The sequence below is a fragment of the Streptomyces sp. NPDC001443 genome, from assembly GCF_053597355.1.
In genome coordinates this window covers 1-11,109 of sequence record NZ_JBSFIA010000085.1, presented here as the reverse complement: position 1 = coordinate 11,109, position 11,109 = coordinate 1, and the positions used below count along the sequence as shown (strand labels likewise).

Sequence of the window (11,109 nt, the reverse complement as noted above, 5' to 3'; positions counted from 1 at the left end):
GTAGTGGGTGACGTGGGTCATGTGGGGTGCTTCACCGGTTCCGCGACACTGCGCGCACGGGGGATCACGGTGCGGGTGCGGTCGATGTGACCGCGGTCTCCAAAACGGCAGGCGCCACCCAGATATCGGGTGGCGCCGTCTCTCAGGGGGTGTGGCCGGGAAAGGCTGGGGCCGGTGGGCGTGTCAGCAGGTGCCCTCGTCCTGCCACGGGCCCCATTCGGCGCCGGTCGGCGCTTCGTTCTGGGTCCACCACTTGGCTTTCCAGTTGTGGTTGTTGTACGAGGCCTCGTTGCCCGCGGTGTAGACCGTCGCCGCGTTCCAGGGCGTCTTGCAGCCACTGCTCGGCGGTGTGGGCGTGGGGGTCGGTGTCGGCGTCGGGGTGGGTGTGCCGGTGGGCGGGGTCACGCCGGCGAACTTCACCGAGTACTTCGCGAAGTCCCAGGAGTTCTGGGCCACGCTGGAGCAGGTGCCCGACGTACGGCCGCCGTTGTCGGCGGGGGAGCACTGGCGGTCCCGGTTGAGGGACCAGAAGGTGAAGCGGTCCATGTTGTGGCTCGTGGCGAAGTCCAGCACCGTCTGGAAGTCGGCCTGGGAGAAGTACTCGCCCGTGTCGCTGCGGCCGTTCATGCCGGAGAAGCCCTCATGGGCGTACGCGGTCGTCTGGTCCCAGCCGAACGTCGACTGGAGGATCGTGTTGAAGTTGGCGAGCGCGCTGGTCTGGGACGCGGCGCCGTTGAAGCCGCCGTCGAACGGCATGATGGAGAAGTTGTTCGGGGTGAAGCCCTGCGACTTCGCCTCCAGCAGCATCTGCTTGCCGAACCAACCGGTGCCGTCCGCCGTTCCGGCCGTGGTGACGGACACGTACAGGCCGGGGTTGTTCTGCTGAAGGATCTTGGCGGCGCCGATCTCGTTCCTGACGGCCGCCGTGTTCTCGTACTCCGGCTCCTCGAGGTCGAAGTCGATGGCGTGCAGGCCGTACTTGGTGATGACCTGCTGGTACGCGGCGGCGGTGGCGGTCGCGTCCGAGCAGGCCTGGCCGAGCTTGGTGCCGCCGTAGCCGCCGATCGAGACGGAGACGTCGCCGCCCTTGGCGCGGATGGTGTTGATGACCGACTGCACTGCCGTGTCCGAGGAGACGGACGACGTTCCGCCCCAAGTGGGCGAGCATCCGCCTCCGTTGGGGGCGAGGACGAAGGCGAGCTGGAACGCCTTGAGGCCGGTCGCGTCCATGATGGCGCCCGCGTCCGGCGGGTCGTTGTCCGTCGGCATCAGGTAGGGGGCGGCGGCGTACCACCGGTTGCTGAGCGCGGCGGTCGCGCCCGAGGCGCTGCCGGCGACGAGTGCGGTCGTACCGGCCGCGGCCAGGCTCACGGCGGCTGCCGCGCCCAGACATGCGCGAAGACGTCTCACTGTGCCTCCAGAGGGGTGGGGGAGTCCCAGCTTCCGGGTGCTGTCGCGATCACGTCAATCTAGTTGGACTAGACCAGACGAGCCTTTGGTCTGGACCAGGTGAAGTGTTTACCCAAGTGCCGTTTGCGGGCGGTCACTTGTGTACTTCACCGGAAGGCGGCGATGTGACGCCGGGCCCAGTCGGCGAAGCTGCGGGGTGCGCGGCCGAGAACCTGCTGGACATCGGGGCTGATGCGCTGTTCCGCAGAGGTCGGTTCGCCGAGGATGGCCAGCGTGGTCTCGACCACGGGCTCGGGCATGAACCGGAGCATCTGCGCACGGGCCTCGTCGCGGGTCTGCTCGATGAACCGGACGGGTTCGCCGAGTGCGTCGCCGATCGCCTCGGCTTGTTGGCGGGGCGTGTTGAGCGCGGGTCCGGTCAACTCGTAGGTTCGTCCGGTGTGGCCGTCCTCCCGCAGGGCCACGGCGGCGACGTCGGCGATGTCGTCCGGGTCGATCGTCGGCAGGCCCACGTCGGCGAACGGCGCGGCGGCGGTCCTTCGCGTGCGGACCGACTCGGCCCAGGCGTACGCGTTGGAGTCGAAGCCCCCGGGCCGCAGGATCGTCCAGGCCATGCCGGACTGCCGGACGGCGTCCTCGATGGAGCGCGCGGTGTCCCCGTGCGAGACCGACCCGGGGCGGGTCGCGACTCCTTGGGAGGACAGCAGGACGACTCGATCGACGCCGCCGGCCTTGGCCACGTCGAGGAGGTCCTGCGGGTTGAGCAGGTGTGCGCTGGGGCCCCCGTTCTGCAGGAACAGCGCGTCGGCGCCGTCGAATACGGGCCGAAGGCTCTCGGGGTCGACCAGGTCCGCCCGTCGGTACTCGACGTGCTGCGGTACGTCCGCCGCCGAGATCCCCCGGGATGTCGCGGTCACCCTTGCACCGGTCGCCGCCAGGGCCTGGACGAGCGAACGGCCGACGTTACCGGTGGCTCCCGTCACTACGAACATGAACAACTCCCGTGTCGATTCAGCATGGTTGTCCCGTCCGGGCGGGCGAGACCGTCGCGCGGAGCCGCTCTCCGGACGACACGGGGACGCTAACAGCGCCGATATAGTAGGTACCTAGAGGAAAGCGACTATCCCGAGGGGTGCATGTGACCGCTGGAACCGACGGGGCGGCTGCCGCGGTCGACCCTCAGCTCGCCTGTCCGACCAGTGCGGTCGTGGACATCGTGTTCAGCCGGTGGACCACACCGATCCTGTGGACGCTCAACGCGCACGGTCGGCAGCGCTTCGTCGAGCTGGAACGACGGATCGGCGCGATCACACCGAAGGTGCTGACCCAGCGGCTGAGGCAGCTGGAGCGAGACGGCATGGTCGTACGGACGTACCACCCGGAAGTCCCCCCTCGGGTCGAGTACGAGATCAGCGAGCTGGGCCGCAGCCTTGCCCCGCTCTTCGCGCACCTCGCCGGATGGGCCGCCGCCAACCTGGAGAGGGTCGAGCAGGCCCGGCACGCATACGACACCGATCCATCCCGATAGCGCGGCAGGGCCGCCACCGTCGCCGCGGGGCCCGCCCCGGCCAAGTCCGCGGCGCAGGACGCCCCGGCCGCGCCTCGGGAGCGCGAGGCCCTGCTGGCCTGGATGGCCGAATCGACGCAGCAACTGCTGGACGCGCTGCGGGAGGCCGGACCGGATCCCGGTTGCTGGACCTTGCCGCTTCCCTGGCCCTGCACGGAACTCGACGGCGATCTCGATCAGTTCGAGCCGCTCTGGGCCTGGGAGCCGGAGGAGCGGGACGCGTGGGAGACGTCGGCCGGCTCGGCGGTGCCGGCCGCTTCCCGCAGTGCGGCCAGCAGACCGCGCAGGGCCGGCTGCTCGAAGGCGATCTCCCGTACGGCTGTCGAGATCACCCGGATCGGCTCGGGATTGCGCACCGGGCGTACGACGACCCCGGGGTGCGGGTTGCGCAGTCCCAGTCGCGGCATCAGGCCGACCCCGAGACCGGCCGCGACGAAGCCCTGGGCGGTGGCGTAGTCCTCGCTCTGGATGACGAAATCGGGACTGAAGCCCGCCGCCGCACAGGAGTCGATCACCGGCTCCAGGCAGGGGCCGGGCGGCTCGCTGCCGACCCACTGCTCGCCGGAGAGTGCGCCCAGGTCGATGACCTCTTCGCCGGCGAGCGGATGGCCGAGGGGCAGTACGGCGGCGTACGGGTCGTCGAGGAGGTGGACGAGCCGGAAGCCGTCGCCGTCGCGGTCGCGTGCCTGGACGACCACGGCCAGGTCGGCCCGGCCCCGCTTCACTTCCCGCAACGGGTCCTTGGGGTCGGTGAGTTGAAGGTCGACGCGGACGCCCGGGTACTCGGCGCGCAGCCGGGCCAGGGCCGGGGCCATCAGCGTGGACCCGGCTGTGGCGAAGTAGCGGGCCGTCAGGTGTCCGGTGCGTCCGGCGCGGAGGTCGGCGAGGGCGGTCTCGGCCTGGGCGACCGCCGAACTGATCAGGGCCGCGTGCTCGGTGAGCAGCAGGCCGGCGGCCGTGGGCCGCACTCCGCGGCCGACGCGTTCGAGCAGCGGCGTACCGGCCTGCTTCTCCAGCGCCGCCACCTGCTGACTGACGGCTGACGGTGTGTAGCCGAGGTGGGCCGCGGCGGCGGTGACCGTGCCACTGGTGACCACCGCGCGCAGGACCTGGAGCCGCCTCACATCAAGCATGTAGTGGAGCTTAACAAACTCGGTAGAACCTTTCGCTTGTTCTCAAAGCTCGGCTGGGGCACCTTCGAGGGACCGGAACCGAGGCGCTCGCCTCCCGGGCCGGGGCCGTAGGGGCCCGTTGGTCCCGCCGGACCTGCCGATCGAAGCGAATGGAGGAACGCCCTCGTGAACAGCGGTACATGGCGCCTGTGGGGCGGCATACGGGTGGCCGTGCTCGCTCTGCTGTGGGGTTCGACCTTCCTCTGGACCGAACTGGCGCTGCGCGGGTTCTCCCCGCTCCAGGTCACGCTCATCCGCTGCACCCTCGGCGCGCTCGTGCTCACCGCCGCCTGCTGCGCGACGGGCCGGCGCCTGCCGCGTGGCGTCACCGTCTGGCGGCACATCGCCGTCGCGGCCTTCTTCTGCAACGCCCTTCCGTTCGCGCTGTTCGGTCTGGGGCAGCAGACCGTCGACTCGGGTCTCGCCGGAGTCTTGAACTCCACGACCCCCCTCTGGTCGCTCGTCCTCGGTCTGTTCCTCGGCTCGGAACGCGGCCTGCGGCCCGTCCGGCTGACGGGCCTTCTGCTCGGTTTCGCCGGCACGATCGTCATCTTCGCCCCCTGGCGGACCGCCGGGGCGGTCGGCTGGGGCGCCCTCGCCATCCTCGGCGCGGCCGCCAGCTACGCCGTCGCGTTCACGTACATGGGCCGCACCCTGGTCCGTAAGGGCACCCCCACCATCTCCCTGTCCGCCGCCCAGCTCGTCGCCGCGAGCGGACTGGCCGCCGTCATGATGCCGGTCGGCGGCCTGGAATCCATCGACCCCGGCCCCGTCGTCCTGGCCGCGGCCGCCGTCCTGGGTGTCCTGTGCACGGCAGCCACGTTCCACCTCACCTACCGGATCATCAACGACGAGGGAGCCACCAGCGCGGCCGTGGTCGGCTACCTGCTGCCGGTGGTCTCCGTCCTTCTCGGCGTGGCCGTCCTGGGCGAGCACCTCGACGGCCGGGTGGTGCTGGGCATGGCCGTGGTCCTCGCGGGTGTCGGCATGACCCGGGCGAACGGAACGCCGGCCGCCCCCTCGGCTCCGGTCGGCGGGGAAGCGGCAGGGGGCACTCGCCCGGTGGCCGACTGCCGCGGTGGGGGTGGGTGACGACCGGCGGTGCGTTTACCTTCAATCCAATGCAACGAGAGCTGGCGCTGACGTTGCGTTGAGTGCGAGACGGTTGCAACGAAATCGTGAACTTCACCTGCGATGACGCTAGTTGGGTGCAACAAGGTTGTTGCGTGACCCTCGAACGCTACGTAGCGTTTCTGGTGTCGGAAACATTGAGCGCTGGAGGAGAGAGCCATGCAGAAGTTCCACACCCCCGCCCCCGTCCACGCCGTCCTGGACATCCCCGCGGGACGCGTCCGGATCGTCGCCGCCGACCGCACCGACACCCTCGTCGAGGTCCGCCCCGCCGACGCCTCCCGCCGCCGCGACACCCGGGCCGCCGAGCGGACCGCCGTCACCTGCGCCGACGGCCGGCTCCAGATCACCGCCCCGGCCGCCGACGGCCGACTGACGGGCCCGTCCGGCTCCGTCGAGGTCACCGTCCAGCTGCCGTCCGGATCCCGTATCGAGGCCAACGCGGCCGCCACCGAGTTCCACACCGCCGGACGCTGCGGCGACATCACCGTCGACGGCGCCTACCGCCGCATCGAGATCGACGAAGCGGCGAGCCTGCGCCTGACCGCGGTCGACGGAGACGTCCAGGTCGGCCGGCTGGACGGCCCCGCCGACATCAGCACCGCCCGCGGCGCCATCCGCATCACCGAGGCCGTACGCGGCACCCTCGTCCTGCGCACCCGGTCCGGCGACATCACCGTCGGCGCCGCCACCGGCGTCCCGGCCGCCCTGGACGCCGGCACCGGCCACGGCCGCATCCACAACTCCCTGGCCAACAGCGGTACCACCGCACTCGACATCCACGCCACCACCGCCCACGGAGACATCACCGCCCACAGCCTCTGAGGCGCCGCCCAGGGTCGCCCCGGGGGTGCCGGCGCGAGCCGGCGAGCAGCGTCGCCGCGGTATCGACCAGGCTCGGGCGGGTCGTTCAGGGCCGCACCGCGTCGAACGGCAGAGCGCGCCGGAAGACGACCATGGTCCGGCCGGGCCCGTTGTAGTCGTCGACGGTCTGCGCGTCGAAGCCGAGGCGGCGGTGGAAGGCGATCGAACCGGTGTTTCCGGGTGATGTGATCGCCTTGAGTCGCTGCGCGCCGTGCCGCTGCGCGGCGTCGGCGAACGCCGCGTACAGACGCTGTCCGAGACCGGTGCCGCGGGCGTCGTCCCGGGTGGCGATCAGGTGTACGTACCCGGTGCCGGTCGGGGTGACGAACCCGAGGACGTACCCGTGGATCCCGTCCTCGGCGCGGGCGACCAGACAGGTCTCACCGAACTCCTGCACCAGCGCGAGAAGATGCAGGGACCGAAGGTCGCGGTCTCCCCAGTAGCGGTGGTGATCGGCGAGAACCCGGTGGAGGTCGGTCATCCCGGCCGACGTGATCCGTGGGCGCATGACATGCAGCATGGCAGGAGTCCTTCCCATTCTTCGAGGCTGGGTGGTGCATATAGTCATGTGAAACTGACGAACTGTCATAAACCTTGCTCCATAAGGCTTTACGTAAGCCTCTGTCGCGTCCGGCAAGGTGTGAGGATGGCAACGATCGGTCCATGAAGACTGCCGATTCCCGGCATCGGCTGCCGTGACACACATCGGAGATGATCTTCGCATCGGCAACTCGACCACGGAGGCACACCCATGAGACCGACCCGCGCTGCTCTGCTCGTCGCGGCCACCGCCCTGACGCCTGCCCTGCTGTTAACCACCCCGGCGTTCGCCACCGGTTTGTCGGCCGCGTCCGCGGTTGCGACGGCCACGTCCCAGACGGCGGTGGACGACATGTCGGAGGACGACCTCCGCGTGGCGGTCGCCCGCATCCTGGCCGACCCGAACAGCGGCAAGGCGGTGGTGCGGGAGGCGAACAAGGCCCTTGACGACGGCAGTCCGGAGGCGTTGCGGGCGTTCCTGGAGACTGGTTACCGCCTGGCTCAGGCCGAGGACGACAGCGTCGCCGTCTTCCGCATTCTGGGCGTGGCGACCCGGAACGGTGACAAGGCGGTGGTGCGGGAGGCGAACAAGGCTCTCGACGACGGCAGTCCGGAGGCACTGCGCGCCTTCCGGGAGACCGGCTACCGTCTCGCCCAGGCCGAGGACGACCGGGTTGCCGTCGCCCGCATCCTGGCGGACCCGACCATCAGCACCGCCCTCCGCGCGGCTGCCGAGGATGCCATCGACGGTACGCCGGAGGAGTTGCGGTACTTCCTGGAGGTCGGACGGTACGAGGTGGACGGCTAGGCCGTGCACCGAAAGTGGATCTTGAGCTGTGAATGGTCGCAGTTCATGGGGCGGGGTGACTCCGCCTACGGCGGAACCCGCGTCGACTGGTCCCACAGGTCCGCACTGACGGTGGGATGAGGCCGACCGGCCAGGCCGTAGATCATGGTGGTCACCGGCAAGGTCCGAGTGCCGTGAGGCCGGCGGAAGGCGACGGGCGCGGAGACCCTGCTCCATCCCGGTTGCGTGCAGAACGGGACCACGTCCGGGCGGCAGAGCAGAACCATCGTCTCGGCGCCGGCTGCTCGTGCGTGGTCGACCGCCACGCTGATCACCGTCCGGGCGGTGCCCTGGTCTCGTTGGTCGGGGTGCACCAGCACACCGCCCAGCCCCGCGGTGCGACGCGATGCTCCGTCGAAGCCCATGTTCCGCAGCAGCCGTGGAAGCGGCGCCAAACCGGTAGCGCAGGCAATGCAGGCCACTGGGCGGGACAGTTCCGTCCGGCTGGGCGCCCAGCCGGACGCAGTGCCGCGATCGAGGCCGCGTTGTCGGGCCGGACGAACGCGAAAACGGCAGGGCTCGGCAACAGGCGTCTTCAGCTACGACGCCTCCGTTTCCGAAGTCACAGACCACCGGTTCCGACACGGCGTGTGACGCATTCATCGGGTCGGCGCGCAGTGTCGGCGGCGAGCAGTTCCTGCAAGAGTCCGACGACGAGACCGGGCTGTCCGACGAACCGGGAGTGGCCCGTCTGCCACTCGCGCACGTCGGTGCAGTGTGAGGCCATCTTCCGCTGCACGGCCGGGTCGACGGCCCGGTCCTGTGCGCAGATGACGTAGGTGGAGGGTGTGTGTTTCCAGCCGTGGCGCTCCGGGACGCCTCGCCCGCAGCCGGGGGCTTGCGCACGCAGGAGACCGACCGCCCAGGCGGCGAGAGGTTCAGGACAGTCGCTGTAGAGGGTGTCGGCGGCCCGGTCGGGGTGCAGGCTGGTCGAGCCGTCGGGCCCGGGTTTGATCGCGTCCTGGAGCTGCGGGGACGCGCCACCCAGACCGGCCGCGCTCTCGCCGGCGTCTGGCACGAAGGCCGCCAGATAGACCAGGTGTCCCGCCCCGCGCACCCCGGTGATCACTGACCCTCCGTAGGAGTGGCCGAGCACAGTGGGAGGCTCAGGCAGCGAGTCGATGACACCTTGGACCGCGGCTGTGTCAGCCGGCAATGAGCCCCGGTGAAGCTCGGGAACGAGGACCTCGGTTCCTGCGGTCCGTAGGCGTTCCGCCACCAGGTCGAAGTGTTCGGGACGGTGATAGAGGCCATGAACGAGCACCACGGCGGCCAATGCGCGCGCCTCCTCGGGTCGGTGTCGGACGAGTGATCCAGGGCCGGTCAGCCGTATCGCTGCAGCAGTCCGTTCACGTACGCCTCCAGCCGTTCCCGCAGCACCTCGGACGTCAGATCGTCCCGCCCCAGGTCACGCCACGGCCCGGCCGGCTTCGCCGCGTCGGGGCAGTAGTGCAGGGCGTCGAGCAGCCGCCAGTACAGGTGGTCGGGGTCGTCGGCGAGGTCGCGGCCGCCGTGTGCCTCGTACCGCTCGCGGAAGTCCAGCCCGTGCGCGGCCCCGTGCAGCAGCGCGAGCGCGGTCGAGCAGTGCGCCACGTCCAGGTCGGCAGGTCCCCACGAGGTTTCGACCCAGTCCACGACACCGCTGATCCGGAGCCCTGGCCCAGCTCCCGTGAAGAGCACGTTCCCGGGGTGGAAGTCGCGGTGCAGGAAGCAGCCGTCGTACGGCGGCGGGTCGCGGCGGATCACGTCCACGGCCCGCTCCCACAGGGGCCCGTCCGGGGTGCGGACGCGCTCCGGGGCTGTCCACGCCTGGTAGGTGCGTGGCCTTTCGTCCGGTACGACGGCGTGGACGCGGACGAGCTGGGCCGCGAGCAGGTCCAGGCGCCGGTCCAGGTCGTCCTCGTCGACGCGGACGCGGCCCGGCAGCGCGGACATCAACAGGGTCGGATGGTCGCAGTGTTCGGCCGTGGCGTCCACGGCGACGAGACCGGGCGCCGGGACGCCTTCCTGCCCGGCGAGCAGCGCCAGGACGGACGCCTCGCGGGTCAGCAGCCCGGGTCCGTGGTGGCGGAAGAACGGTTTTACGAAGGTGCGTTGTACCAGGGTCGTGCCGTCGTCGAGCGTGAGCCGGCGCATCTGGGAGCTCCAGCCGCCGGACAGCAGATGTGAGTCGGCGAGCGTGCGGCCGTGGCCGAACCGCTCGGCCACCCACGCGCGCGTGGCCGTCCAGCCACGGTCGTCGAGGCCCGTCAGCACCGTCTCGACGAATTCCCGTCGGTCGTCGCCGTTGTCGCGGAACCACATTCCCAACTGGTGCTGTGCGTCCGGAAGGTCGAACCGCGTGTACTGGGCGCGCGCGGCCAGCGCGTCCTGCACGGACTCGGTCACCGCGGGCGGGATCACCGTGTCCGTGCCCGGTACGGCGAGCACCGCCCGGCCCTCGTACGCCCGCAGCGCCTCGAGCGCGGGTGCCTCCCGCCAGCTGTCCGGCCGCCGGATGATCCCGCTGAACCGACCGTTCCCGTCGCCGAAGGGCACGTCCCACGCTTCGGCGGTGTACACGGCGGGCGCACACAGCCCCAGGGCCGTCACGCGATCCCCATAGTGCCGGACGAGATCCGCCACCGTCTGCCCGCTCATGCTGAATCCCACCAGGACCAGCGGCCCTTCTGCCGACGCGTACGCGTCGATCACCGCTACGGCCTGCTCGAACCGTCGCCGCAGGCTCAACTCGCTCAGCTCGCCGGTGCTTTCGCCGTGTCCGGAGAAGTCGAAGGCGATTCCTCGGCAGCCGTGGGCCACGAATTCCCGCACCAGCGGCAGTAGTCGCTCCGTGTTGCCGTTGCCTGCGCCGTGCAGCACGACGGCGGTGCCCCTGGCGGGATCACCGCCGTACACACCGCTGAGCCGTTCGCCGTCGTGGTCGTGTGTGAAGTCGAAGAGCATGCCCCTACCACCATGCACGTCACCGCACCCCCGTCGCACCGGGTGTCCCACTGTGGTCAGTCACGCGGGGTGATCTCCTTCGGACCGCAGAGGGCCACGGCTTCCCCGGTGACCAGAGCCCAGTAGCGGTCGCCGAAGGACCAGTGCCACCATTCCGTCGGGTAGTTCACCAGCCCCGCAGCGGTGAGCACTGAGCCCGGCAGCTTCCGACGGGTGCGCGCCTCATCACTGATGCCGAGGGCATGGGTGTAGCAGGCGCCCTCGCTCTCCTCCGGGTCTGCGTTCATCCGTGTGCCCAGGTCCGGCTCGCGTCCGCCCACAACGGGTATTGCAGTGACCCTCGGGTCCGCCATCAAGACGATCTCATCCATGACGCGATCATCGCGCACGCCCCGACCCGACGAACCTTCCCGATCAAGACATTACGTCGAACGCCGGAAACGCCCGAAGGCGGCGGCCCCGGGGATCGGGGGCCGCCGCCTTCGCGGGAGGCGCGCTCAGGTGGGTGCGCCGGGGTCACTGGATGACCTGTGGGTCAGTACCAGTGGTGGGTCTGCCAGAAGTCCCAGGCCTGGGCGGGGCTGCCGTAGCGGGAGTTCATGTAGTCCAGGCCCCACTTGATCTGGGTGGCG

Annotated in this window: 12 protein-coding genes and 2 pseudogenes; 5 read left to right on the top strand and 9 right to left on the bottom strand. The window is 70.3% G+C overall.

The genetic code is table 11. The annotated features are described in order from the left end of the window. Positions 1-183: 183 nt before the first annotated feature. A complete protein-coding gene (locus ACWC24_RS41470) occupies positions 184-1,410 on the bottom strand; it encodes a carbohydrate-binding protein (RefSeq protein ID WP_450668101.1) in 1,227 nt (408 codons plus the stop codon). Positions 1,411-1,556: 146 nt separating this feature from the next. Then, a complete protein-coding gene (locus tag ACWC24_RS41465) occupies positions 1,557-2,402 on the bottom strand; it encodes an NAD(P)H-binding protein (protein ID WP_450668100.1) in 846 nt (281 codons plus the stop codon). A 140-nt stretch (positions 2,403-2,542) separates the two neighbouring features. On the opposite strand from ACWC24_RS41465, the gene ACWC24_RS41460 reads away from it, so the two are divergent. Together ACWC24_RS41460 and ACWC24_RS41455 are read left to right on the top strand one after the other, a co-directional pair. Next, positions 2,543-2,938 (top strand): winged helix-turn-helix transcriptional regulator, encoded by a 396-nt coding sequence (locus ACWC24_RS41460; protein ID WP_450668099.1) that lies wholly within the window; start codon positions 2,543-2,545, stop codon positions 2,936-2,938. After that, a pseudogene (locus tag ACWC24_RS41455) lies at positions 2,939-3,109 on the top strand (maleylpyruvate isomerase N-terminal domain-containing protein); the annotation flags it as partial. Between the two features lie 44 nt (positions 3,110-3,153). Here the strand turns inward: ACWC24_RS41455 and ACWC24_RS41450 are convergent. Continuing rightward, positions 3,154-4,110: a LysR family transcriptional regulator gene (locus ACWC24_RS41450; protein ID WP_450668098.1), complete on the bottom strand. Its 957-nt coding sequence runs from the start codon at positions 4,108-4,110 to the stop codon at positions 3,154-3,156. A gap of 165 nt (positions 4,111-4,275) precedes the next feature. Here ACWC24_RS41450 and ACWC24_RS41445 point away from each other — a divergent pair, with 165 nt between their 5' ends. Continuing rightward, on the top strand, positions 4,276-5,241 hold the full coding sequence (locus tag ACWC24_RS41445; RefSeq protein ID WP_450668097.1) for a DMT family transporter: 966 nt from the start codon (positions 4,276-4,278) through the stop codon (positions 5,239-5,241). 198 nt (positions 5,242-5,439) lie between these two features. Then, a complete protein-coding gene (locus ACWC24_RS41440) occupies positions 5,440-6,105 on the top strand; it encodes a DUF4097 family beta strand repeat-containing protein (RefSeq protein WP_450668096.1) in 666 nt (221 codons plus the stop codon). Between the two features lie 85 nt (positions 6,106-6,190). On the opposite strand, the gene ACWC24_RS41435 is transcribed toward ACWC24_RS41440, so the two are convergent. Next, on the bottom strand, positions 6,191-6,664 hold the full coding sequence (locus ACWC24_RS41435) for an N-acetyltransferase family protein (RefSeq protein ID WP_450668095.1): 474 nt from the start codon (positions 6,662-6,664) through the stop codon (positions 6,191-6,193). Between the two features lie 231 nt (positions 6,665-6,895). Here ACWC24_RS41435 and ACWC24_RS41430 point away from each other — a divergent pair, with 231 nt between their 5' ends. After that, the gene (locus tag ACWC24_RS41430) at positions 6,896-7,492 is read left to right on the top strand and encodes an ALF repeat-containing protein (protein ID WP_450668094.1); all 597 of its coding nucleotides are present in this window, start codon (positions 6,896-6,898) and stop codon (positions 7,490-7,492) included. Between the two features lie 65 nt (positions 7,493-7,557). Here ACWC24_RS41430 and ACWC24_RS41425 read toward each other — a convergent pair whose 3' ends face one another. The 5 genes and pseudogenes from ACWC24_RS41425 to ACWC24_RS41405 form a co-directional block, all read right to left on the bottom strand. Then, positions 7,558-7,926 (bottom strand): GNAT family N-acetyltransferase, encoded by a 369-nt coding sequence (locus tag ACWC24_RS41425; protein WP_450668093.1) that lies wholly within the window; start codon positions 7,924-7,926, stop codon positions 7,558-7,560. A 167-nt stretch (positions 7,927-8,093) separates the two neighbouring features. Then, entirely contained in the window at positions 8,094-8,807 is a 714-nt protein-coding gene (locus ACWC24_RS41420) for an alpha/beta hydrolase (RefSeq protein WP_450668092.1), read from the bottom strand. A 47-nt stretch (positions 8,808-8,854) separates the two neighbouring features. Further along, entirely contained in the window at positions 8,855-10,477 is a 1,623-nt protein-coding gene (locus tag ACWC24_RS41415; RefSeq protein ID WP_450668091.1) for an alpha/beta fold hydrolase, read from the bottom strand. 56 nt (positions 10,478-10,533) lie between these two features. Continuing rightward, a pseudogene (locus tag ACWC24_RS41410) lies at positions 10,534-10,791 on the bottom strand (M15 family metallopeptidase); the annotation flags it as partial. A 221-nt stretch (positions 10,792-11,012) separates the two neighbouring features. Beyond that, positions 11,013-11,109, bottom strand: a 97-nt coding sequence (locus ACWC24_RS41405) for an aggregation-promoting factor C-terminal-like domain-containing protein (protein ID WP_446447315.1), incomplete at its 5' end; no start/stop codon positions are given.